The sequence below is a fragment of the Streptomyces coacervatus genome (assembly GCF_029223485.1).
In the GTDB taxonomy this organism is placed as follows: domain Bacteria; phylum Actinomycetota; class Actinomycetes; order Streptomycetales; family Streptomycetaceae; genus Streptomyces; species Streptomyces coacervatus.
Window position 1 is genome coordinate 396,963 of record NZ_JARHTP010000006.1, and the last position, 22,684, is coordinate 419,646.

General features: G+C 70.3%; 19 protein-coding genes. 10 read left to right on the top strand and 9 right to left on the bottom strand.

The genetic code is table 11. The annotated features are described in order from the left end of the window. Nucleotides 1-3: 3 nt before the first annotated feature. Entirely contained in the window at nt 4-771 is a 768-nt protein-coding gene (locus P2Q00_RS17615) for a hypothetical protein (protein WP_275773491.1), read from the bottom strand. Between the two features lie 290 nt (nt 772-1,061). Here P2Q00_RS17615 and P2Q00_RS17620 point away from each other — a divergent pair, with 290 nt between their 5' ends. Continuing rightward, a complete protein-coding gene (locus tag P2Q00_RS17620; RefSeq protein WP_275773492.1) occupies nt 1,062-1,580 on the top strand; it encodes a Pycsar system effector family protein in 519 nt (172 codons plus the stop codon). A 59-nt stretch (nt 1,581-1,639) separates the two neighbouring features. Here the strand turns inward: P2Q00_RS17620 and P2Q00_RS17625 are convergent, their stop codons facing one another. Then, complete coding sequence (locus P2Q00_RS17625) at nt 1,640-2,341, bottom strand: Crp/Fnr family transcriptional regulator (RefSeq protein WP_275773493.1); 702 nt, start codon at nt 2,339-2,341, stop codon at nt 1,640-1,642. Nucleotides 2,342-2,394: 53 nt separating this feature from the next. After that, a complete protein-coding gene (locus tag P2Q00_RS17630; RefSeq protein WP_275773494.1) occupies nt 2,395-3,615 on the bottom strand; it encodes an MFS transporter in 1,221 nt (406 codons plus the stop codon). Between the two features lie 72 nt (nt 3,616-3,687). On the opposite strand from P2Q00_RS17630, the gene P2Q00_RS17635 reads away from it, so the two are divergent. The 3 genes from P2Q00_RS17635 to P2Q00_RS17645 all read left to right on the top strand — a co-directional run bounded on the left by P2Q00_RS17635 (nt 3,688) and on the right by P2Q00_RS17645 (nt 6,130). Beyond that, nucleotides 3,688-4,671 (top strand): ArsR/SmtB family transcription factor, encoded by a 984-nt coding sequence (locus P2Q00_RS17635; RefSeq protein ID WP_275773495.1) that lies wholly within the window; start codon nt 3,688-3,690, stop codon nt 4,669-4,671. A 10-nt stretch (nt 4,672-4,681) separates the two neighbouring features. Beyond that, nucleotides 4,682-5,185, top strand: a complete 504-nt coding sequence (locus P2Q00_RS17640) for a glutathione peroxidase (RefSeq protein WP_275773496.1) — start codon at nt 4,682-4,684, stop codon at nt 5,183-5,185. A gap of 78 nt (nt 5,186-5,263) precedes the next feature. Further along, complete coding sequence (locus P2Q00_RS17645; protein WP_275773497.1) at nt 5,264-6,130, top strand: MerR family transcriptional regulator; 867 nt, start codon at nt 5,264-5,266, stop codon at nt 6,128-6,130. Nucleotides 6,131-6,252: 122 nt separating this feature from the next. Here P2Q00_RS17645 and P2Q00_RS17650 read toward each other — a convergent pair whose 3' ends face one another. Both P2Q00_RS17650 and P2Q00_RS17655 read right to left on the bottom strand, forming a co-directional pair. Beyond that, entirely contained in the window at nt 6,253-8,163 is a 1,911-nt protein-coding gene (locus P2Q00_RS17650) for a DUF8823 domain-containing protein (RefSeq protein ID WP_275773498.1), read from the bottom strand. A gap of 202 nt (nt 8,164-8,365) precedes the next feature. Continuing rightward, entirely contained in the window at nt 8,366-11,317 is a 2,952-nt protein-coding gene (locus P2Q00_RS17655) for a D-alanyl-D-alanine carboxypeptidase family protein (RefSeq protein WP_275773499.1), read from the bottom strand. 213 nt (nt 11,318-11,530) lie between these two features. Here P2Q00_RS17655 and P2Q00_RS17660 point away from each other — a divergent pair, with 213 nt between their 5' ends. The 3 genes from P2Q00_RS17660 to P2Q00_RS17670 all read left to right on the top strand — a co-directional run bounded on the left by P2Q00_RS17660 (nt 11,531) and on the right by P2Q00_RS17670 (nt 13,961). Next, nucleotides 11,531-12,289 carry a GOLPH3/VPS74 family protein gene (locus P2Q00_RS17660; protein ID WP_275773500.1) on the top strand — a complete coding sequence of 253 codons (759 nt, stop codon included), beginning with the start codon at nt 11,531-11,533 and terminating at the stop codon, nt 12,287-12,289. 410 nt (nt 12,290-12,699) lie between these two features. Next, nucleotides 12,700-13,557, top strand: a complete 858-nt coding sequence (locus P2Q00_RS17665) for a helix-turn-helix domain-containing protein (protein ID WP_275773501.1) — start codon at nt 12,700-12,702, stop codon at nt 13,555-13,557. Between the two features lie 212 nt (nt 13,558-13,769). After that, on the top strand, nt 13,770-13,961 hold the full coding sequence (locus tag P2Q00_RS17670) for a DUF397 domain-containing protein (RefSeq protein ID WP_275773502.1): 192 nt from the start codon (nt 13,770-13,772) through the stop codon (nt 13,959-13,961). 135 nt (nt 13,962-14,096) lie between these two features. Here P2Q00_RS17670 and P2Q00_RS17675 read toward each other — a convergent pair whose 3' ends face one another. Further along, nucleotides 14,097-14,936 (bottom strand): hypothetical protein, encoded by an 840-nt coding sequence (locus tag P2Q00_RS17675; RefSeq protein WP_275773503.1) that lies wholly within the window; start codon nt 14,934-14,936, stop codon nt 14,097-14,099. Nucleotides 14,937-15,016: 80 nt separating this feature from the next. Between P2Q00_RS17675 and P2Q00_RS17680 the strand changes: the two genes are divergently transcribed. After that, on the top strand, nt 15,017-15,802 hold the full coding sequence (locus P2Q00_RS17680) for an SDR family oxidoreductase (RefSeq protein WP_275773504.1): 786 nt from the start codon (nt 15,017-15,019) through the stop codon (nt 15,800-15,802). Nucleotides 15,803-15,927: 125 nt separating this feature from the next. Further along, nucleotides 15,928-17,508 carry a sodium:solute symporter family protein gene (locus P2Q00_RS17685; protein ID WP_275773505.1) on the top strand — a complete coding sequence of 527 codons (1,581 nt, stop codon included), beginning with the start codon at nt 15,928-15,930 and terminating at the stop codon, nt 17,506-17,508. Between the two features lie 16 nt (nt 17,509-17,524). Here the strand turns inward: P2Q00_RS17685 and P2Q00_RS17690 are convergent, their stop codons facing one another. After that, nucleotides 17,525-18,640, bottom strand: a complete 1,116-nt coding sequence (locus tag P2Q00_RS17690) for an ADP-ribosylglycohydrolase family protein (RefSeq protein ID WP_275773506.1) — start codon at nt 18,638-18,640, stop codon at nt 17,525-17,527. Nucleotides 18,641-18,838: 198 nt separating this feature from the next. Here P2Q00_RS17690 and P2Q00_RS17695 point away from each other — a divergent pair, with 198 nt between their 5' ends. Next, nucleotides 18,839-19,375, top strand: a complete 537-nt coding sequence (locus P2Q00_RS17695) for a DUF2165 domain-containing protein (protein WP_275773507.1) — start codon at nt 18,839-18,841, stop codon at nt 19,373-19,375. An 87-nt stretch (nt 19,376-19,462) separates the two neighbouring features. On the opposite strand, the gene P2Q00_RS17700 is transcribed toward P2Q00_RS17695, so the two are convergent. Both P2Q00_RS17700 and P2Q00_RS17705 read right to left on the bottom strand, forming a co-directional pair. Next, entirely contained in the window at nt 19,463-20,023 is a 561-nt protein-coding gene (locus P2Q00_RS17700) for a hypothetical protein (RefSeq protein WP_275773508.1), read from the bottom strand. A 54-nt stretch (nt 20,024-20,077) separates the two neighbouring features. Further along, on the bottom strand, nt 20,078-22,663 hold the full coding sequence (locus tag P2Q00_RS17705) for a bifunctional FO biosynthesis protein CofGH (protein WP_275773509.1): 2,586 nt from the start codon (nt 22,661-22,663) through the stop codon (nt 20,078-20,080). Nucleotides 22,664-22,684: the final 21 nt, after the last annotated feature.

A 22,684-nucleotide genomic window follows, 5' to 3' on the forward strand; every position in this document is an offset into this window, starting at 1 on the left:
GGGTCACTTGGAGATTCCGAAGACGGCACCCTCGGCGTTCACGGTTCCGTTGAAGTGCTGAACGACCGTGTCTCCGGGGGCAGTTGGCGCACTCTGGGGGCGCGCGGGATTTTCTGCACCACCCCCGTCACCACCCTGCGCGCTGGGCTCGTCCGGACCCGCGTGCACCGTCGGCCCCTCGATGCCGAGCGCCCGCGCGTCGTACCCGGGCACCCAGATCCAGGCCGTCCCGCTGTACTCCTTCTCCGCGATCCGCACCTCGCGGAACTCCTGCGCCCGGATCGTCGTATAGGCCTCGCTGATCACGTCGTTGAAGACGGTCGCGGAGACCGCGACGGCCAGGCACGCGTCCGGTGCCGCCGCCAGGGCCGACCGCAGCGGGGCGCTGTCCAGGATCCGGCCGATCTCGACCGGGGCCCGGCCGACGAACCCGTTGGCGGCCGGTGAGGCGGTGCCGAAGTGCACGGCGGCCCGCAGCCGCAGCCACCTCTCCGGCAGGCGGTCGTGGTTGAAGTCCCGCAGCCCGGCGTCCAGTCTGCGCATGAACGTGTCGACCAGGTCGGGCTCCGAGGCCCCCTCGGGCAGGACCGCGAGCACCGAGTCCCCGCCCTCCTGCGTCTGCCAGCGCTCCCGCTCCAGCCCGGCCGCTTCGGCCGCCTGGCCGAGCAGCTTCTGGATGGCCTCCTGGAACTGGCCCTGCGTCACCACGCGGACGCCGCCGTAACCCTTCGCATCGACTGCCAGCAGCAGTCTGCGACCGAACGTTGCCATGCTCGAACTCCCCGCTCACTCAATGGATCACACCGGCGTCCGCTCCCCCGGTCAGGCGGACGCCGGTAGGCCAGTGGTACACGCCCGGGACACGGCGAACCCCGTCGAAGTACGGGATGCGGAAAGGAGCGGAAACATACCGGGGCGGCTGCGAGTTACGGACGGGTTCGATGAGTTGCCCACCGGTACGGCAGGACGGGCTCGGCGAATCCCGGAGAAATCCCGGGTTCCGCGCCCCGTTTCGGGCCCTACTTGAAGGCGACCGTCCGCCCGTCGGCAGAAGGAGCCGTATGCCGTCCCATGGTGCCCGCTCGGACAACCGTCCCGCCGAGTTCATGTTCTCCGCCCTGCAGACCACCCATCAGCACGCGGACACCAAGGCGGGGATCCTGGCCGCCGCCCAGGCAGCCCTGGTCGGCACCGCCGGCTCCTGGAGCGGCCCCGCCATGCGCGCCTTGGGGCGCGGCGGCCCGGCGGCGGTCGTGTCCGGCACCCTGCTCGCCGTTTTCGTGTGCGCTCTGCTGGGCGGTGCCGGATTCCTCGCCGCGACCCTGCGCCCCCGGGTGCTGCGCCCGGTCGGCGCCAATCGCTACAGCTTCGTCGGCCTCGCCTCGGGCCCCGACATCCTGCCCGCCGACGGCTCCGGCGGCGCGGCGGCCGAGGAGCGGCGGGAGCTGTCCGGGACGATCCGCTTCCTCTCCCTGGTGGCCGTCCGCAAGTACCGGTGCCTCACCGCCGCCGTGGTCTGCACCGCGGTGATGGGCGCCGTCGCCGGGCTGCTGGTCGTCCTGCGACCGCTGTGGTCGTAGGCCCTGTCCGGACGGACCTCCGGTCAGTCATCCGGTCAGTCATCCGGTCAGTCATCCGGTCAGTCATCCGGCGGAAGGTCCGCCAACCGCCGGAGCCGGGGCAGGTCCAGGATGACCGTGGAGCCGTAGCCGGTCTCCAGCAGGCCGGACCTGCGCAGTTCGCGCAGCCCCTTGTGGATGGTCGTCTCGGCGGCGCCGGTGAGCGCCGCCAGCTCCGGCTGGGTCAGCCGGCAGCCGATCTCGGGGCCGCGCTCCGTCGGGCGGCCGTAGGAGGTGGCGAGCTCGACCAGGAGCCGGGCCAGCCGCACCTTGACCGGGTAGCCCCTGAAGTCCAGGCGCCTGCGGTTGGCCCAGCGCAGCCGGTCCGCGACGATCCCGGTCAGCACCAGGTGCACCTCGGGCCGGCGCACCAGCAGGCCCCGCAGCAGGTCGTGTCGGAGCAGTCGCGCGTCCACCGTGCCGCAGGCCGCCACCGTGGCCGAACGCGGCGCCCCGTCCATGGCCGCCATCTCCCCGACGATGTCACCGCCGACCCGGACCGCGAGCAGCGACTCCTCGCCGTTCTCCACCCGCGCCGTCACCTTGGCGAAGCCGGAGAGCAGCACCAGCACATGCCTGTCGGTGTCGCCCTCCCGCAGCAGTACATCTCCCGCCTCGAACCGGGTCCGCACACCCAGCCCGAGCAGTTCCCGGCACGCCTCCGGTGACATCGCGCCCAGCAGACTGCGCGACGGCCACCGGGCGGCAGAACTGTTCGGCATGAGCGGACTCCCCCAGCCGGTGTCGGCGAACGTCCCTGCATCCTGCCCGCTGTTCATGCCCTGGGGAGCGGAAAATACCCTTCGCCGTCCAACCCGCCCGTCTCGTCGACGGCACGCTCCGCCCGCCTGCGCTCGATCCCCAGCACCAGCGTCACGGCGAGCGACCCGGCCGCCATCACGGTCATCGCCGTGGCGGGCGAGGTGAGTTGGGCCACCGAGCCGGCCACGGTCGCGGCCACGCCCTGCATGGTGAGCATTCCGGCGGAGTGCAATCCGAGGGCGTGGCCCGCGAGTTCGTCGGGGGTCAGGGACATCAGGCGTTCCTGCAGGACCAGGCTCGCGGCGAAGCCGACGGACGCCACGGCCGACGCGAGGGCCGCAAGCGCCGTTCCCGGCCGCAGGAAGAAGAACAGATACGGCGCCGCCAGCAGCAGCCGCAGCGGGATGTCCAGCCGGGGGCGCAGGGCCGGCGGCACGAGACGGCCCACGGTCAGGTCACCGGCGAACATGCCCACCGCCCCGCACGCGAACAGCGCACCGGCGTGGCGCGGGTCGTAGGAGACGAAGAGGGAATCGCAGCCGACCACCAGGCCGTTGGGCACCCACAGGCCCAGATAGGTCAGGCGGCGGGGGCGCGAGGACCACAGCAGGGCGTTGGTGCGCCAGGTCGCCGAGACGGACGGGCGGCCCGAGGAGCGCGGCGGCCGGGCGGTGAGGCCGAGGCGGGTGACGAGGGCGGAGACGGCGTAGAGCCCGGCCGCAAGCAGCAGACAGGTGCGCGGGGACAGGACGGTCAGCAGGACGCCGCCGGTCGCGAAGCCGCTGATCTGGATGAGCCCCCAGAGCATGTTGAACACCGAACGCCCCAGTACATAGCCGTCCTTGGGGAGGATCTCGTTCAGCAGGCCGCCGCGCACCCCGCCGCCCAGCGAGGCGATCAGCCCCTGCAGGAACACGAGGCCGAAGACCGCCCCGACCGGTAGTCCGGGCAGCGCCGTCACCGCCGTACCGGCCGCGAAGGCGAGCCCCATCCCGGAGATCGTCGAGCGAGGGGGCAGCCGGTCGGAGCCCGAGAGCAGGAAGGTCGCGCCCAGCACCTGCGCGAGCTGCGGACCGAACAGGCTCAGCGCCGACAGCAGCGGCGAGTCGGTGGCCCGGTAGACCAGCGTGGCGAGCGCCAGGCCGCTGATCGTCTGGGCCGCGCCATGGGCGGCGAAGGAGAGGAGGAACGGGGTGTACTCCGGGGTACGGAAGAGCTGTCGGTAGCTGCGCATGCACGGAGTCTCGGAGCAGCCGGGACGGCGTCGTTATCGTTTCGCGCATCGGCGAAACCTCCGGGGGTGCTCATGGGTTGGTGGCAGCTCAACGCCGACACCCTCGCCCGCAGCCGGTTCGTGCTCTCCCCGTTCGCAGAGACCTTCGCAGGCCTGCAACTGCTGCACGCAGGAACCGCTGCCCATCCCGGCGAGGAGGCCTGGCTCCGCGCCCACCTGCCCGGCTACCGCGCGCTCCTCGCGGCCGACCCGGTGACCGCGCAACTCGTGCGCGCCGGGCTCGGCAGGTCCTGGATCGCCGACTTCCTCGTGCCCCTCCCCCGCGACGGGGAACCCTTGGCGGAAACGCTGGCCCAGGTCCGGGCGACCGACCCCGCCCAGGCCCGCGCCGACCTCCGCGTCTCCCTCCGCGGCCCGCTCCCGGCCGCCCTGGAGCGGGACGACCTGCCTCAGCGGGCGGCCGCGCTCCTCGCCCACGTCTGGACCGAGACCGTACGGCCGTACTGGGACCGCCGTCGCCGCGTCCTGGAGGCGGACGTGGCCGCCCGGACCGCGCAGGTCAGCCGGCACGGCTGGGCGGCCGCACTGGACTCCCTGAAGCCGGGGCAGACACGCTGGCTCGGCGACAACCGGCTCCAGGTGAATGTGCTCGAACTCCCGCCCCGCGACATCTCCGGCGCCGAACTCGTCCTGGTGCCGGTCACACCCGGGCACGGCTGGGCGTACTGGGAGATCCCGAAGCGGTACGCCATCGTCTACGGCTGCACGGGCGCCCTCGCCGACCCCGGCAGCCGGAACGTGCCCGCAAGCCTCGGCGCCCTGCTCGGCCCCGCGCGAGCCGGAGTCCTGGTACTCCTCGCCTCCCCCATGAGCACGAGCCAGCTCGTCGCCGTGACCGGGCAGGGCCTCGGCTCGGTCGGCCGGCATCTGCGCGTACTGCTGGACGCGGGGCTGGTGGAACGGCGGCGGGCGGGGCGGTCGGTGCTGTACGAGCGGACGGCGGCGGGGGACGTTCTGGTCGAGGCCCCGCAACGGTCCGACACATACCGGAGTTAGCATCCGTTTCATGACGACCACTGACAGCAACTCCCCTCTCGCCGTCGAGATCAACACCCTCCAGGGCGGCTCGGCCGACCTCTCCCAGTACGCGGGCCAGGCCGTCCTCATCGTGAATGTGGCCTCCAAGTGCGGCCTGACCCCGCAGTACACGGGTCTGGAGAACCTCCAGAAGCAGTACGCCGACAAGGGCTTCACCGTCCTCGGCGTGCCCTGCAACCAGTTCCTCGGGCAGGAGCCCGGCAGCGCCGAGGAGATCGCCGAGTTCTGCTCGGCGACGTACGGCGTGACCTTCCCGCTGACCGAGAAGGTCGAGGTCAACGGGGAGGACCGGCACGCCCTGTACGACCGCCTGGTCGGCTTCGCCGACACCGAGGGGCACACCGGCGACATCCGCTGGAACTTCGAGAAGTTCCTGATCGGGCGGGACGGCAAGGTTGTCGCCCGTTTCTCCCCGCAGACCGAGCCGGAGGCGGCGGAGGTCGTGGCGGCGGTGGAGAGCGCCCTCGCCTAGGTGCCGGTGGGTACCTGTTGACCTTGCCCCTGGGGCAAGGACGAGCGTTCCTGTCACCGGGCGGAAAGGACCCGTCCGGTGACGGAGGATGCTCGCGTGGACGACGAACTGCTCACCATCGGCGCGTTCGCCGCGCGGGCGCGGCTCTCGCCGAAGGCCCTGCGGCTCTACGACCGCCTCGGCCTGCTCGCACCGGCCCAGGTCGACGAGGCCAGCGGCTACCGCTACTACCGCGCCGACCAGGTGGAACGCGCCCGGCTGGTCGCGCTGCTACGGCAGCTCGACATGCCGCTCGCCCGGATCGCCGAGGTGGTCGAGACGGACGGGCCGGAGGCGGCCGGGCTGCTCGCCGCGTACTGGACGGACGTCGAGACGCGCCTCGCGGGGCAGCGGACGCTCGCCGAGTACCTCCGTGGACGACTGTCGGGGAGGAGCTCCGAGATGTACGGAAAGTTCGTGGTCGAGACGGTGGACGTGCCGGCGCAGACGGTGATCACCGAGACACGGCACACGCTGGCGGACGAGTTGCCGGCGTGGATCGGGGCATCGCTCGGGCGGCTGGAGGCGGCGGCCAAGGAGTGCGGGGGCGCGACGGCGGCGCCGTACGTCGTCTACCACGCCGAGGTGTCCATGGAGAGCGACGGCCCGGCTCAGGCGTGCGTGCCGGTCGCGGACGAGGCGGCGGCGCGGAAGTGGGCGGAGGCGAAGGGTCGGGCCTGGGAGACGAAGGTCCGGGTGGAGCCGGCCCAGCGCCTCGCATACACCCGCATCACCAAGGCCCAGGTGGCCCATCCGCAGATCCTGGCGGCCTTCGAGGCGGTGGAGGAGTGGATGGCCCGCGAGGGCCTGGAGATGGCCGGCCCCTGCCGCGAGATCTACTTCGCGGACTGGGATGCGGCGGGGCCGGAGGATGCGGTGTGTGACGTCGCCTTCCCCGTGCGGTGATCACTTTCAACCCGGCCGGGGCCTGATCTTTCAGCCCGTCCGGCGTTTGAGGACGAGGCCGTTCAGGCCGAAGCGGGGGTCTGGGGGCGGCAGCCCCCAGCTACGCCAGCCGCAGCCGACGGTCACTTCAACTCGTCAGGGCACGGAGTACCGCGCGGCAACTGATACGGCGCCCCCAGCCGATACGTCCCCGCCTTCGGCGCCAACAGCACCGTCCACTTGTCCCCCTTGTCGTCCTCCGACGTCTGCATCAGACAACCGTTGACGTTGGAGAACGACTTGGGCGCACCATCGGCGCGATGCTTGGACGCGTAAGTCTCCTGCGGGGGCTTGACGCCCTTCCCCTTGGCGTCGACCAGGCCGAGCCACGGCGAGTAGGGGACGCGGATGAGGACGCGGCCGGGCTTCTTGACCTCGATGGTCAGCTCGCCCTGGTCCGCACGGTCGACGGTGGCGGGCGGGTCGGCGAGCGGGGTCGGGTCGGTGACGCGGAACAGCTGCCAGTTGGCGTCGCCCCAGATCTGCTTCAGATACGGCATGCCCCGCCGCACGAGCGCACGCTCGCGGCCGTCGCCGTCCGGCTCGCCCTTCGGCAGGACGACGAAGTGGACGGCCCAGCGCTGCAGCCACTCGTGATAGTTCGCCGAGTTGAGGGTGTCGTCGTAGAAGAGGGGGTTGCGCTCCATGTCGGCCTGGCGGTTCCAGCCGCGGGCCAGGTTGACGTACGGGGAGAGGGCGGAGGCCTCGCGGTGGGAGCGGGCGGGGACGACCTCGACGCGGCCCTTCTCGGCGCCGACGCCCTGGAGCTCGTTCACGAGGGGGGCGAGTTCGCGCGCCCAGGACGCGGCGGGCGTCGTATGGATGATGTCGTCCACCGACTTGAAGCCGATCCAGCCGATGAACCCGAGGAACGCGAGCACGGTGACGTACCACTTGCGTGAGCGCGGCACGGTGAACGGGAGCGCCGCGACCAGCGTCACGCCGGCGAACAGCATCGCCAGCCGGGTGATGTTGGAGCCGATCTGCGAGCTGACCAGCCAGACCGCGAGGACGGCGAGGCCGTACACCGCGGAGGTCAGGCGGACCGTCGTCCACTCCTTCGGGACGAGCACGAAGGCGAGGACCGCGTACAGGAACGGCAGGATCACCGACCAGATCGTCATCGGCTGGGTGCCGGAGAAGGGGAACAGCCAGGCCGACACGGCCACCACCGCGGCGGGGGTGAGCCCCAGCGCCCAGGCGCCCGGCCGGCGCTTCTGCAGGAACAGGGCCACGGCGACCAGCCCCACGAACAGGCCGGCGACCGGTGACGACAGCGTCGCCAGCGCGGCCAGCGGGGCCGCGCACAGGGCCTTCGCCCACCGCTTGTAGCGCCACTTGTACGGCCAGCAGAAGACGACGGCCACCGCGCCCAGCGAGAACATCGTGCCCAGACCGAAGGTCACCCGGCCCGAGACCGCGTTGCACAGGAACGCGAAAAGCCCCGCCAGTGACGCCCACAGCGGGTTCTTCACGGACCGGCTGCGCATGAGGATCATCGTCAGCAGACCGGCCGAGACCGTCCCCGCGATCATCATCGTCGTACGGACACCGAGCACCGACATCAGATACGGCGAGACCACGCTGTACGACACCGGGTGCATACCGCCGTACCAGGCCAGGTTGTACGCCGAGTCCGGGTGCCGGCCGACGAACTCGGCCCATGCGTCCTGCGCCGCAAGATCGCCGCCGCTGTTCGCGAAAGTGAAGAACCAGACGATGTGGAGTACCCCGGCCAGTGCGGTGACCGAGAGCACCGGATGGCGCAGCATGCGCTCGCGCAGGGCGAGGAAAGCGGCCGTCGCACGTGACGGTCGGTCCTCGTCGCTCTTGGCCCGCTCGGTCACCCGCTCACGGTCGGTGTCGGTGTCACCGGCGCGCATGTCGTGCATGTCGTGCATGCCGTCCGTGCGCGGTGCGGGCACGCGTATTCGCGGGCCGGTTCCCCGGCCCGGATCGGCGTCGTCGGCGTGTGTCGGCTCCGCAGTGGCCACCTGAAGGCACTCCCCGTGGGTGTCCTGTCTTTTGTTCTGGGACGCGTCCCGTTGGCCGCCCGTTCGCGGCTGCATCCCTGGGGATTTCCCGGCCGCGTCCCGTGAGCGACGGCCTGCCCCGTTTCGTGACGCTAGCACGCACCCCGTCGGAGGGCTCCCTGGTGGGCCCGCCGACGGGGTGCGACGCCATCCGCGGCTGCTGTCAGGCGAGGCGCTTGAGCTTCGCCGTGAAGCCGGGTTCGGTGAGGTCCTTCTGCAGCGCGACCGGGACCTTGACCGCGCCGCTGGTGCCGTCGCCCACGGTGAGCGTGCCCACCTTCGCGCCGGCCTTCGCGGTGTGCGGTACGTCGTCGGCGTCGAAGGACAGCTTCACCTTGAGGCCCGCCCAGCCGACCGCCGCGACGTCCTTGGTGAGCACGATGGGGGTGTGCCCGCCGAGCTGGTCGTCCACGTACCCGACGACCTCGCCCTTCTTCAGTATCTTCGTCGAGGTCAGGGCATCCCGGGCGGCGAGCATCGCCGTCTTGCTGACGTTGTTGACGGTGTCGATGATCGGCGCCGTCTGCTGGTCGAGGATCGCGCCGACCACGGTGACCGTCTCGCCGCCGACCTCCTTGGTGGCGGCGAAGAGGAGATTGCCGCCGGCCTTGGTGGTCGTGCCCGTCTTGATGCCGATGGCGCCGTTGTAGGGGACCAGAGCGTCGTAGTTCTTCCACTTCTTGCCGGACGGGTCGAACCAGAAGGGCAGCTTCGTGATGTCCATCAGCGCCGGGATCTTCACGAGCTCGTTGCCGAGTTTGACCTGGTCCTCGGCGGTGGAGACGGTGGACTCCTTGAGGCCGGAGGCATCGGTGTAGGTCGTGTTCTTCATGCCGAGTTCCTTGGCGGTGTCGTTCATCCTCTTGATGAACGCCGCCTCGGAGCCCATGTCCCAACGGGCCAGCAGGCGCGCGATGTTGTTGGCCGACGGGATCATGATGGCCGACAGCGCCTGCTTCTCGGTGAGGACGTCGCCCTTCTTGACGGTGTTGAGGGTGGACTCGTGCTGCTTGTCGTAGCCGCCCTCCTTCTCCGCCAGGGCGTCGACCGTGATCTTCTTGCCCTCCTCGCCCTGCTTGAGCGGGTGGTCCTTGAGGACGATGTACGCGGTCATGGCCTTGGCCACGGAGCCGATGGGGACGGGGGTCTGCTTGCCGAAGCTCCCCATCGTGCCGATGCCGTTGACGTCCATCCAGCCCTGGCCCTCGTTCGGCCAGGGGAGGCCGGCCTTGGTGCCGTCGAAGGTGTACGAGTCGTCGGCGGTGAGCGCGAGGGTGGGGGTGGGCAGCGGGCGCACGGACTGCACGATCGCAAAGATGATCGCGAGGAGCAGGACCAGCGGGGTCCAGATCTTGACCCGGCGGATGATCGTGCGGACCGGGGTCTGCGGCGGCGGAGGGGTGTTCGTCAGCTCGGCCAGCAGGTCCAGCGGCGGCTTCGGGGGCAGCGGCTGCTGGGCGGTGCGCTCGGGGCCGACCTGGGGGACGGCAGCGGTCACGTCCGCGGGCTTGCGCGGCGTGCGCGGTTCGTCGAGCGGCTTCAGCGCTACGAATTTGCTGGTGCGCTCGGCTTCGGACGGCTCGGGGGTCTTGGGGCTCTTGGCGCCGCCGAGCTTGAGCATGGTGGTGGGCTGGTCGACCTGAGGCTTGGCGCTCGGGCGCTTGAAGACGGCGGTGGGCTGATCGACGCCCTTGCCCCCGGCCTCGGCCTCGGCTCCGCCTTCGGCGTCGCCATTGTTCCCACCCGCACCACCCGTACCACTTTCGTCGTCGACTGCGGGTGGCCCCTGGGGGGTGTCCTCGCCGTCGGCGGCTGCGGGTTCGTCTTCGGTGGGGTCGGCAGCCGGAGGTTCGTCGCCCGGCGCGGCTGCGTCAGAACCGCGGGCTGCTGCGGGGTCACCAGCGGTGGCGTCCACCTCAGCATCGTCGGCGGCTGCACCGGCGCCGTCGGCTACTGCGGGTTCGCTGTCCGCGGCAGCGGCGCCGTTGGCGTCAGCGGCTGCACGCTCGCCATCGGTGACGGCTGCATCTGCGCCATCGGCAGCCGCGAGTTTGCCGTCCGTAGCGGCTGCGCCCTTGCCGTCGGCAGCTGCAGGTTCGCCATCCGCGGCAGCCGTATCGGCGCCGTCGGTCGCGGCTTCGGGCGCGCTGTCCTCGTCGGAGTCGTCGGCGGCAGCGCCACCGGCCTCCGGCTCGGCATTCGTCCGGTCCTCGACCTCGGCCTGCACCGGGCCGTCGGTCTGCACCGCGGGCTCGGCAGCCTTGTCGTCGGCGTCGGCAGGCTCGTCCGTCGCGTCAGCCTCGGGCTCGTCCGCATCGCCCGGGCCCGTGCCGCCCGCCTCAGCGCCCTGCTCGCCGTCGCCGTCGGCATCGGCATCGCCCGCCGAAGCGCTGTCGGCACCCTCGGCGTCTACGGCGTCCTCGGACTCCCCGGGCTCCCCGGAATCCCCGGCTCCGACAGCCTCAGCAGCCGCCTCCTCGCCCGCCGCACCACCGGAGCCCTCGGAGCCCTCGGAGTCCGCGGCACCCCCGGCCCCGGCGGCCTGCACTTCGCCCGCCGAGCCCTCGCCATCCCCTGAATCCCCGGCTCCGGCAGCCTCAGCGGCCGTCTCCTCGCCCGCCGGGCTCTCAGGCCCCTTGGAGTCGCCCGACCGGACCCAGGCCGCCACAGCCGCACGCAGCCTCGCGTCACCCGGCGCGTCGCCCGCGGTACCGCCCGTCACAGCCTCGCCCTCGGCCGCCCCGGCGTCCGCCGAAACGTCACCGCCGCTCGCGGAACCCTCGGCGTCCTCAGCGCTCGCTGCGTCCCCGGCACCCTCAGCGGCACCCGTGACAAGCCCTCGCACCGAAAACACCCGCGTCGCCGTATCCACGCCACCGCGCGCCCCGGCCTCGCCGGACGAACCGGACGCCGAACCGGACGCCGAACCGTCGGCTGATCCGCCGGCGGACCCCGTATCCCGGGCCACCGCCAGGCGAGGATCGCGTTCGTCGCGTTCTTGGGTGCGGGTCTCGGGAACCGGGCCCGTCTTCCCCGACGTCGGTTCTGCCGACGACTCGCGCTTCTTCGACCTGTCGGGGGACTCGCCCGCCACCGATGCCTCCTCCGTGCGCACGCCCTCCGTGCGCCTACCGAACCGTGAACCGCCGCCCGAAACACCGCTCAAACACGCTGTCCGAACCATGTACCAGTGTCCTGTGTGGGGGCTTAACCCCTGCGGTAGACGAGAACGACATACCTACCGGTTCCCTCACAAACAGGTCACGCACCCTCGACAGACCGATGTGAGAGGGGTCACCCTGTCTTTCATCCACGCGGGGAGGCATGGATGGGCAGGAGCCGCAGAACACTTCCGGAGGAGCTTCTGCTGCTGGCGTTGGACCCGGCCACGGGTACCACTGCACAGCCGCAGTCGCTCGACCTCGGTCTGGCCGGAGCACAGCTAGTGGAGCTGGCGCTGGCCGGACGGATAGCCCCAGACGGGGATCGTATCGCCGTGGTAGCCCCACGGCCGACTGGAGATCCAACTTTGGACTGTGCGTTGGAGTTGCTGCGAAGGCGTGGCGCTCCCGTGCGTGCAGTGAACTGGATTGGCGGGCCGCGTCTCGGGCTGCGCCAGGTCTACCTCTCGCATCTGGAGCGGTGCGGCATGGTGCATGCCGTGGCGGGCCAGATGTGCGGAGTGCTGCCGACGACTCGCTACCAGGCGACGGACAACGAGATCAGCCGGGAGATCAGGGCCCGGCTGGACTCCGCGATCCGCACCGGCGTACCGCCGGACCCGCGGACCGCTGCGCTCGCCGCACTGGCACACGCGGTCGGCCTCGGCAAGCACCTGTATCCGGGGAACGAGGGACGTTCGTCCCGGTCCCGGCTGCGGGATCTGATCAGGCACGACCCCATGGGCGGTCTCGTGGCGCACGCCGTCATGGACGTCCAGAACGGTGTGGCGGCCCAGCCGCGCCGCAGCCCGGCCCCGGCCGGCCGTCAGGCCGCCGCCGGACCGGCCAGGTCCGCACCGGAACCCGCTCGTGGCGTTCCGATGCAGCCGCGCCGCGGTTCCATGGCGCGCGTCGTGGCCCACTGAGCCGCAGTCCCACGACAAGCGACAGACGAACGGCACGAACCGCAGCACCACGCACCGCAACTGCACCACAACGCAACGCAGTACCACGCACCGCAGCACCACGCACCGCCGAGCGCCGCACCGAGCCTGCAGAGGCAGTCCCCGAGACCCGGTACGGGAGCCGCTGGTCCGCGCGGGGCGGCGGGGCCGTACGCCATCCGTCCAGACGGATGCCGTAACGGTTCCGCCGCCCCGCGCGGCCGCTTTTCATGACCTCATGCACCCATGTAACTCATGAACTGGCGTGTATGCAGCGCATATCCAACGTTTCCCAGCGGTACGAAGCCCCTTGGTGGCAGTCTGCTCAACAGCAGATACGCAAAGTGGCAAAGTACAGGTAGCGCAGGCACGCAGCCGGAGGTGCACGTCTCGTGGCGTCCAATGTCAATCCCACCGTCAGGCGACGCCGGCTGGGCCAGGAGCTGCGTCGGCTCCGCGAGCTCAAGGGCATGACAGCCGAGGAAGTGGCGGAGCGGCTGCTGGTCTCGCAGTCGAAGATCAGCCGGCTGGAGAACGGCCGGCGCAGCATCAGCCAGCGCGACGTCCGCGACCTGTGCGGGGTGTACGAGGTGGAGGACCACCGGATCGTCGACTCGCTGATGCAGATGGCCAAGGACAGCCGCCAGCAAGGGTGGTGGCATTCCTTCGGCGACATTCCGTACAGCGTCTACATCGGGCTGGAGACGGATGCGGCGAGTCTGCGGGTCTACGATCCGCAGGTCGTCCCCGGCTTGCTCCAGACCCGGCAGTACGCCGAGGCCCTCATCGCGGGCGCCCTGCCGGAGACGGCCGCCGCCGATGTCGAGAAGCGCGTCCAGGTGCGCCTGCGCCGGCAGGAACGAATCACCGCCCCGGAGAACCCGCTCCGGCTGTGGACGGTGATGGACGAGGCGGCGCTGCGCCGGGTCGTGGGCAATCGTTCCCTCATGCGCGACCAGTTGGAGCACCTCGTCGAGCAGTCCCAACTGCCGCACGTCACCGCGCAGGTGATCCCCTTCGACCTGGGCGCCCATCCGGGGCTGAACGGCCAGTACGCGATCCTTGAGTTCCCGGACGCGTCGGACTCCAGCGTCGTCTACATCGAGGGCGTCACCAGTGACCTGTACCTGGAGAAGGCGAACGACGTGCAGAAGTACAGCGTGATGTACGAGCACCTGCGCGCGCAGGCCCTGAATCCGGACCAGTCCCGGCAGTTCATCGCGGACATCGCGAAGGAATACGCCCGCTGAAGCGCCGCACCGTACACGCCCCCAAGTCGGAGTGGAAGACTCATCTGGAATATGCCACCCAGTCGAGTGAATGGTCGCTTCATACGCCGAGGTTGGCGAGTAGCGTCGATCACGCCACCACACAGCAAGGGTTGGCGCAAACCGCGCTATGGGTCCGGAGTTGGACTCGTCGTCCGGTGACAGCACTCAACGACTGGCAATACGGAGCAAAAATGGCAATTCTTCAGGGCGCCACGGACACCTGGACCAAGTCCTCGTACTCCACGGGCAACGGCGCGTGCGTCGAGATCAAGTCACCGGTCGGCGCGGCTATGGCCGTCCGGGACTCCAAGGTCACCGAGGGCCCCGTAGTGGCTTTCCCGGCCGACGCGTGGAACACCTTCGTCGCTTCGATCAAGGCGTAGGGAGGGGAGGATCTGCTGATCCTCGACCGCGTTCGCCGTCCACACCATCACAAGCAGCACCTGAAGAGCCCTCTCGACCGGTCGCCGTCCCTGCCGAGAGGGCTCGGCTTGTGCCCCGAAGTGCCATGAACCGCCCTACCTCAACCGGTCGACGTACTTGTCCGTCCCCGGCACCGTGGGGACGAACGGCGCCACCAGCTCCACCCTCCCCAGCCCCGCCTCCCGCACCGGCGCATCCAGGTCCGCGTAGTACGCCTCCCAGCACTCCCGCGGGTCCGTCTCCAGGAACCACAGCAGCGTCAGCCTCGTGTCCACGCCCTCGACCTGCTTCACATACGTCATGCGATCACCGGGCAGCGGGGTCGGCCGGAAGACGGTCACCATCGCGGCCGGTGAGCCCGCCACCCGCTTCGGCAGATGGCGCGACCGCAGCCATTCCAGCAACTCCGCCCGCTGCTCCGCCGATTCGGCGTCGATCACCTCGACGACGAGGCCCGCATACGGGTGGTCGAGGGCATGGAAGTCGCGGGGTCCGGCGGCCCCGTCCCGGTAGACCGTCGCCTCGTGGTCCTGGAACGCCGTGAAGACGTGCGTACGGTCCTGGTAGACCCGGGCATCGCGGTTGAGGCGTTTGTTGATCGCGACGGTCCATCGCATGTGGTCGTCGTAGCGGCCGTCCGTGATCCAATACGTCGAGAGGTAGCAGCCCGCGGTGACCGGCTGGGCGATCGCCGACTTCTCGGGATAGCGCAGGAGTTGGAGGTCGCGGGTCGCCACCCAGCGACGTCCGGCGTACATCCAGGGCATCGCCATCGCGCCGGCGTAGTAGTGGTCGTCCTCGTACCAGCGGTTGTAGGCGTACTCGTGTCCCGGGTGCGGCTCGACCATGGTGATCAGCGCATGGCCCGGCCGGACCCCGTACGGCCCGACGGCGGCCAGCTCGGCGTACACGTCGCTGCGGGTTTCCTCACTCATGTCGCTCCCCTTCCATCCTCCGTCGGTCGCCCATACTCTGACGCCCCGTCAGATAATTGGCCATACCCCCGGAGGCTCGGATGTCACTGCTCACGGGCAAGACCGTCGTCGTGTCGGGGGTCGGCGCCGGGCTCGGTCATCAGGTCGCGGCGGCGGTCGTGCGCGACGGGGGCAATGCGGTGCTCGGGGCGCGTACGGAGGCCAACCTCGCGAAGAGCGCCGCCGAGATCGATCCGGACGGGGCGCACACGGCGTTCCGGGCGACCGACATCAGGGACGAGGCGCAGTGCGACGCGCTGGCGGCACTCGCGCGGGAGCGGTTCGGGCGGATCGACGCGGTGGTCCATGTGGCCGCCATGGACGGCTACTTCGGCGGCCTCCAGGACGCGGACTTCATGACCTGGCAGTCGGTGATCGATGTGAATCTGCTGGGGTCGCTGCGGATGACGCGGGCGTGTCTGCCAGCGCTGAAGACGTGCGGCGGCTCGGTGGTGTTCATCGGGACGCAGTCCTCGGTGGCGGCCCCCACCCAGGTGAAGCAGGCGGCGTACGCGGCCTCGAAGGGCGCGCTGACGAGCGCGATGTACTCCCTCGCCCGGGAGCTCGGACCGCATCGCATCCGGGTCAACACCGTGCTGCCGGGCTGGATGTGGGGACCGCCGGTGCAGACGTACGTGCAGTTCACGGCCCAGACGGAGGGCGTGCCGGAGGCCGACGTACTGCAGCGCCTCACAAGCCGCATGGCGCTCCCCGATCTCGCGACGGACGGAGATGTGGCCGACGCGGCGGTGTTCCTGGCCTCGGACCGGGCGCGGTCGATCACGGGACAGTCATTGCTGGTCAACGCCGGGGAGCTGATGCGATGAGTTCACGTAGATGAACCACAACCATCAGGCAGAATGATTTTACCTCCCTTTGACCCTACGCTCACTTGTCGTGTTCACGCGACAACGCCCACGATGAGCGCCGGGCTGACCCTTGGGAGGCGTACATGAACGGTCTCGACTGGGCCGTGCTCATCGGCTATTTCGGCGTCATGGTGGCGATCGGCGTCTGGTCCCACAAACGCGTGGACGACGTCAGCGACTTCTTCACGGCCGGCGGGAAGATGCCGTGGTGGCTGTCCGGGATCTCGCACCACATGTCGGGCTACAGCGCGGTGATGTTCACGGGCTACGCGGGCATCGCCTACACATACGGCGTGACGTCCTTCGTCACCTGGTCCTTCCCGATCGCGCTGGGCATCGCCATCGGTTCGAAGCTGTTCGCGCCGCGCATCAACCGGCTGCGCTCGCGCCTCCATGTGGCGTCCCCCCTTGAGTACTTGAAGAACCGTTACGACCTGAAGACCCAGCAGGCCCTCGTCTGGTCCGGCATGCTGCTGAAGATCGTGGACGTGGGCGCCAAGTGGGCGGCCATCGCGACGCTGCTGTCGGTGTTCACCGGTCTGACCCTCAACCAGGGCATCCTCATCACCGGCGCGATCACCGCTGTCTACTGCACGATCGGCGGCCTGTGGGCGGACGCGCTGACCGAACTCGGGCAGTTCGTCATCCAGTTGCTGGCGGGCGTCACGATGTTCGTCGCCGTCGTACTGAAACTGAACGACAAGGGCATCGGCTTCTTCGGCGCCTGGGACGAGCCGGCCCTGCAGGGCCACGGCAAGCCACTGGTCGGCCCCTACGGCACGGTCTTCCTCCTTGCCTTCCTCTTCATCAAGCTCTTCGAGTACAACGGCGGCATGCTCAACCAGGCCCAGCGCTACATGGCGACGGGCAGCGCGCGGGATGCGGAGCGGTCGGCGCGGCTGTCGGCGGCGCTGTGGCTGGTCTGGCCGGTGGTGTTGTTCTTCCCCATGTGGATGTCCCCGCTTCTGGTCCACGCCCAGAAGCCGGACGGCTCCGACTCCTACGGCCTGATGACCGAACAGCTCATCCCGCACGGCCTGTTGGGCCTGGTCATCGTCGGCTTCTTCTCGCACACCATGGCCATGTGCTCCTCCGACGCCAACGCGATCGCGGCCGTCTTCACCCGTGATGTGGCGCCGGTGATCTCGCGGCGGGCCCGGGAGTGGCGCCACCACCAGCGGTCCGGCCTGATCGCCGCCCGCGTCACCACCGTGATCTTCCTCGGTCTGTCGATGTCGGTGGCGACACAGGTCAACTCGCCCGCCTTCAAGGACATCATCACCGTGGTCATCAAGTGGGTCGCGGGTCTGATGGGCCCGATCGCGATCCCGATGATGCTGGGCCTGCTCCGCCCGTTCCGCCGCTCCGGCCCGACGGCCGCCCTCACCAGCTGGTCGATGGGCCTGCTGGCCTTCTGGCTGGTCAACTACCCGATCAACTGGAAGGTCAAGGGCGGAGTCCCCCTGGAGTACCAGGTCTCGGTCCCCCTGGCCGTCTCCCTCGTCCTCTACATCCTCATCGGCTACCTGAAGCCCGAGGACACCCCGGACCGCCTCGCGATCATCGACCGCGTCAACACGGACGACGACGGCGCGGCCGCGGCGGCGATCCCGACTCCGGCGGGGCCGGCGGAGGGTGCCGTGGGCACGGCGGTGAAGGAGTAATCAGAAACGGCGTGGATCAGGCTCTCGGATAGCGGGCGAGCCACCCCGGGGACGACCCCGCCGGCCCGTGCAGCGCGGGCCCCTGGGTCATCTCCATGGCGAAGTCGTCGGCGAGTTCCAGCAGCGTGGGACGGCCTTCCAGTTCGGCCAGCCAGGCCGGCGGGAGGGCCGTTTCGCCGTGCAGGGCACCGAGGAGGCCACCGGTCAGGGCGGCCGTCGCGCCCGAGGGGCCGTCCTGGTTCACCGCGAGGCACAGCCCGTGCCGGAAGTCCTCCCCCACCAGTGCGCAGTACACGGCGGCGGCCAGCACGCCCTCCGCCGACCCGTCCCCGGCCAGCTCCTCGACCCTCAGGGGGGTGGGCATACCCTGCCGTACGGCGCCCAGCGCATGCTGCAGCGCGTCCGACACCGGCTGATGCCCCGGCCGCGCGGCGAGCAGCGCGAGCGCCCGCTGCACGGCCCCGTCGAGGGTCTCGCCGCGGGCCAGACCATGCACGATCACGGCGTACGCCCCCGCCGACAGATAGGCCGTCGGATGCCCATGGGTCTGCGCCGCGCACTCCACCGCCAGCTGGACCACCAACTGCGGCTCCCAGCCCACCAGCAGCCCGAAGGGCGCGGAACGCACGGTCGCCTCGGGCCCGATCTCACCGGGGTTCTTGGGCGCGTCCAGGGTCCCCATGTGCTCGTCCCCGAACCCCAGGAGCAGAGAGCGGGCCGGGTCCCGGCGGGCGTAGAGCCACTCCTCCCGCGCCAGCCACCCATCGTCCTTACGACGCTCGTCCGGCCCCCAGTCGCGCTGGGTGGCCGCCCACCGCAGATACGCCCGGTGCAGATCGGTCGGCGGATGCCAGGCCCCGGTGTCGCGGCGCACCTGCGCACGTATCAGCCCGTCGACGGTGAACAGGGTCAGCTGGGTGATGTGGGTGACGGCACCGCGCCTGCCGTACGCGAAAGCGAAGTCCGCGACGCCCTCGGCCCCGTACCCCTCCCGGATCCCGTCGAGGTCCAGCCCGTCGACGGGCGCTCCCAGCGCATCCCCCACGGCGGCCCCGAGCAGCGTCCCCCGCACCCGGCTCCGAAAATCCTGCTGCTCGACACGGCCCCAAATGGCCCCGGCTGGCGCACTCACCAAGACCTCCCCACTGGCACCGCCCGACTCATGACAGCTCAGCACTGTAATCGAACGTGAACGGTCGGTTCAGGGGGCGGAGTGGTATGCGAGATATGACAGGTCTGGTCGCGAGTGGTCAGGTATTGGCTGATGCGACGCCATCGATCTGAATCAATTTGCGTAGGCGGACCGGTCGTTGCGGGGAAGATGGCTGTCATGTCCACCAACACGGCTACCGACACGGCTGCCCCCACAACCCCCCACACCCGCGCCCTCACCCTGACGGCCGCCCTCCTCACCGCGAGCGTCGCCCTCTACATCGCCCTCGTCGCCTTCGGCAACATCACCGACTTCGGCACCAACCAGGCGTTCGTGCAACACGTTCTGGCCATGGACACCACGTTCAAGGACGACGACCTGATGTGGCGGGCGATCACCAGCAAGGGCCTGCAGAACGCCGCTTACATCGCCATCATCGTCTGGGAGACCCTCGCCGCCCTCGTCCTCATCTACGGCACCTGGCTGTGGGCCCGCCGCGACTACACCCGGGCCCGCAGTATCTCCACCTACGGCCTGCTGATGCTTCTGCTGCTCTTCGGCGCCGGTTTCATCGCGATCGGCGGTGAGTGGTTCTCCATGTGGCAGTCGAAGACCTGGAACGGGCTCGAGGCGGCAACCCGCGTGATCGTGTTCAGCGGGGTCGCACTGCTCGTCGTATTGCTGACCGACCGGCGGACCGACTCGGCTGCCTGACCGCGAAACTTCCGTTGTCCGGACCGGTCGCATCAGCGTTCAAGCTGATGCGACCGGGGCCGGGACCGGACACCTCCACGCTTTGCGCTATTTGACCACGGTGACCTTCGTGCCCGCCGAAGCAAACGTCCACAGCGCCGCCCCGTCCGCCGTGCGCATGCGGATACCGCCTGTCGGGGTGCCGGACGCGGCCGGCGGCGGCGATGATCCGTCCACCGCGTTGGAGAAGGCGATGTTGACGCCGGACTTGGCGGAGAAGTACACGATGTGCTCGATCTTCACGCCGTCCGAGCCGGTCAGCGGGCCCTCGGCGCGCGTGCCGACCGTGTACGGGCCGGGGTCCGGGCTCACCGTCCCCGGCCACACGGCGAAGGTGCGGCGGGCCGCGCCGCTCGCGTCGACCAGCCACGCCGTCTTCTGCCCGAGGGAGTAGACGACGCGGCGGCCGGTGCCGGAGCCGTCCGGCACCTTGGCCTTGACCTTCGTGGGCGTGGGATGCACGCCCGGCGACGCCGAGGCGCTCGGCCGGGCGGCGACCGCGTGGGGCTTCTGCCCCTTGTCGGCCTGTACGGCCAGGACGACGACAGCGGCGATCGCTCCCACCGTCAGACCGGTCACCCAGACCTTCGGGGCTGGCACGGCACGCATCTCCTCAGCTCCACATCCCCATGTCCTCATGGAACAGGGGTCGGATCATCGTACTCAGTCCAGAACCGGCAGCAGCTCCGGCAAGTGCCCGTCCGACACCGCCGCCGCCCGCTGCCGTTCCTCCGACACCTCGCCGTAGAGCGTCGTACGCGGCCGCGCGGGCCTCCCCGCCGCCTCCGCCACCGCGATCAGGTCCTTGACCGACTTGTACGAGCCGTAGGAGGAGCCCGCCATGCGGGAGATCGTCTCCTCCATGAGGGTGCCGCCCAGGTCGTTCGCGCCCGAGCGGAGCATCTCCGCCGCGCCCTCCGTGCCCAGTTTCACCCAGCTGGTCTGGATGTTGGGGATGTGGGGGTGCAGGAGGAGCCTCGCCATCGCCGTCACCGCGCGGTTGTCGCGGGTGGACGGACCCGGGCGGGAGATGCCCGCCAGGTACACCGGCGCGTTCGTGTGGATGAAGGGGAGCGTCACGAACTCCGTGAAGCCGCCGGTGCGTTGCTGAATGTCGGCCAGGGTCCTCAAATGCCCCAGCCAGTGCCTCGGCTGGTCCACATGCCCGTACATCATCGTCGAGCTCGACCGGATGCCCAGCTCGTGCGCCGTGGTGATCACCTCGATCCAGGTCGCCGCCGGGAGCTTGCCCTTGGTCAGGATCCAGCGGACCTCGTCGTCGAGGATCTCGGCGGCCGTACCGGGGATGGTGTCCAGGCCCGCCTCCTTCGCCGCCGTCAGCCACTCCCGGATGGACATCCCCGTCCGCGTCGCGCCGTTGACGACCTCCATGGGCGAGAAGGCGTGGACGTGCATTCCGGGGACGCGCTCCTTCACCGCCCGTGCGATGTCGAAGTACGCCGTCCCCGGCAGGTCCGGGTGGATGCCGCCCTGCATGCAGACCTCGACCGCGCCCACGTCCCACGCCTGCTGCGCCCGGTCCGCCACCTGGTCCAGGGAGAGCGTGTAGGCGTCGGCGTCGGTGCGGCGCTGTGCGAAGGCGCAGAAGCGGCAGCCCGTGTAGCAGACGTTGGTGAAGTTGATGTTCCGGGTGACGATGTACGTGACGTCGTCGCCGACGGCTGCCTTGCGGACGTCGTCCGCGATCCGCGTCAGCGCGTCCAGCGCCGGTCCGTCCGCGTGCAGCAGCGCCAGCGCCTCGTCGTCGGTCAGCTTCGTCGGGTCGTCGGCCGCCGTCGCCAGCGCCGCCCGTACGTCCGTGTCGATGCGCTCGGGCACCATGCCGGGCGCCGCTGCCTCCCGCAGCTCCGCCCAGTCGCCGTACACCTCGTCGAAGTCGTCGCGGCGGTCGGACGTACGGCCCTCGGTGTCGATGGAGGTGTGCAGATCCGTACGGCCGGAGGCGACGAAGGCCTCCTCGGGCTCCTGCCACGGGTGCCCCTCGACGGTCGCCTCCGGACGCGCGAGGCCCGTCTCCGGGTCGGCCAGCGCGCGCACGTGCGGACGCAGCCGCGGGTCCAGCCACGGCTCGCCGCGCTGCACGAACTCCGGGTACACGCAGAGCCGTTCGCGCAGCTCGAAGCCCACGGCCTCCGACCGTACGGCCAGTTCCTCGATCTGCGGCCAGGGGCGCTCGGGGTTGACGTGGTCGATGGTCAGCGGGGACACCCCGCCCCAGTCGTCGATACCGGCCCCGATCAGCCGCTCGTACTCGCTGTCGACCAGGTTCGGCGGCGCCTGGAGGCAGGCGGCCGGGCCCATGATGAGCCGGGCCACCGCCACCGTCGCCACCAGCTCGTCCAGCTCGGCGTCCGGCATGCCGCGCATCGCGGTGTCCGGCTTGGCGCGGAAGTTCTGGATGATCAGTTCCTGGATGGAGTGGTACGCCCGGGAGACCTTGCGGAGCGCGAAGAGGGACTCCGCCCGCTCCTCGTACGTCTCGCCGATCCCGATCAGGATGCCGGACGTGAAGGGGACGGAGGAGCGTCCCGCGTCCTCCAGCACGCGCAGGCGGACGGCCGGTTCCTTGTCCGGAGAGCCGTAGTGCGGGCCGCCCGGCTCCGACCACAGCCGGGTCGCGGTGGTCTCCAGCATCATGCCCATGGACGGGGCGACGGGCTTCAGGCGCTGGAAGTCCGTCCAGGACATGACCCCCGGGTTGAGGTGGGGCAGCAGGCCCGTCTCCTCCAGGATGCGGATGGAGATGGCGCGGACGTAGGCGATGGTGTCGTCGTAGCCGTGCGCGTCGAGCCATTCGCGGGCCTCGGGCCAGCGGTCCTCCGGCTTGTCGCCCAGGGTGATCAGGGCTTCCTTGCAGCCGAGGGCGGCACCCTTGCGGGCGATGTCGAGGACCTCGTCGGGGGACATGAACATCCCGTGCCCCGCCCGGCGCAGCTTGCCGGGGACGGTGACGAACGTGCAGTAGTGGCACTTGTCCCGGCACAGCCGGGTGAGGGGGATGAAGACGCTCTTCGAGTACGTGATGACGCCGGGGCGGCCGGCCGCCTCCAGGCCCGCGTCCCGGACCCGGGCAGCGGAGGCGGCGAGGTCGGTGAGGGCCTCGCCGCGGGCCTGGAGGAGGACGGCTGCCTCGGTGAGGTCCAGGGCGACGCCGTCCCTTGCTCGTTTGAGGGCGCGACGCATGGAGTTCTCGGTGGGGCCGGTTCCGGAGGTCGCGGAAGTCGTCATTCCTTGAGCATACGTTCGAGG

Excerpts from the sequence above, each read along its gene's own strand:
- P2Q00_RS17670 (WP_275773502.1), top strand. The coding sequence starts at position 13,770 with ATGGCAATTCTTCAGGGCGCCACGGACACCTGGACCAAGTCCTCGTAC.
- P2Q00_RS17620 (WP_275773492.1), top strand. The coding sequence starts at position 1,062 with ATGCCGTCCCATGGTGCCCGCTCGGACAACCGTCCCGCCGAGTTCATG.
- P2Q00_RS17675 (WP_275773503.1), bottom strand. The coding sequence starts at position 14,936 with ATGAGTGAGGAAACCCGCAGCGACGTGTACGCCGAGCTGGCCGCCGTC.
- P2Q00_RS17640 (WP_275773496.1), top strand. The coding sequence starts at position 4,682 with ATGACGACCACTGACAGCAACTCCCCTCTCGCCGTCGAGATCAACACC.
- P2Q00_RS17660 (WP_275773500.1), top strand. The coding sequence starts at position 11,531 with ATGGGCAGGAGCCGCAGAACACTTCCGGAGGAGCTTCTGCTGCTGGCG.
- P2Q00_RS17705 (WP_275773509.1), bottom strand. The coding sequence starts at position 22,663 with ATGACGACTTCCGCGACCTCCGGAACCGGCCCCACCGAGAACTCCATG.
- P2Q00_RS17630 (WP_275773494.1), bottom strand. The coding sequence starts at position 3,615 with ATGCGCAGCTACCGACAGCTCTTCCGTACCCCGGAGTACACCCCGTTC.
- P2Q00_RS17625 (WP_275773493.1), bottom strand. The coding sequence starts at position 2,341 with ATGCCGAACAGTTCTGCCGCCCGGTGGCCGTCGCGCAGTCTGCTGGGC.
- P2Q00_RS17680 (WP_275773504.1), top strand. The coding sequence starts at position 15,017 with ATGTCACTGCTCACGGGCAAGACCGTCGTCGTGTCGGGGGTCGGCGCC.
- P2Q00_RS17635 (WP_275773495.1), top strand. The coding sequence starts at position 3,688 with ATGGGTTGGTGGCAGCTCAACGCCGACACCCTCGCCCGCAGCCGGTTC.
- P2Q00_RS17695 (WP_275773507.1), top strand. The coding sequence starts at position 18,839 with ATGTCCACCAACACGGCTACCGACACGGCTGCCCCCACAACCCCCCAC.
- P2Q00_RS17615 (WP_275773491.1), bottom strand. The coding sequence starts at position 771 with ATGGCAACGTTCGGTCGCAGACTGCTGCTGGCAGTCGATGCGAAGGGT.
- P2Q00_RS17685 (WP_275773505.1), top strand. The coding sequence starts at position 15,928 with ATGAACGGTCTCGACTGGGCCGTGCTCATCGGCTATTTCGGCGTCATG.
- P2Q00_RS17700 (WP_275773508.1), bottom strand. The coding sequence starts at position 20,023 with ATGCGTGCCGTGCCAGCCCCGAAGGTCTGGGTGACCGGTCTGACGGTG.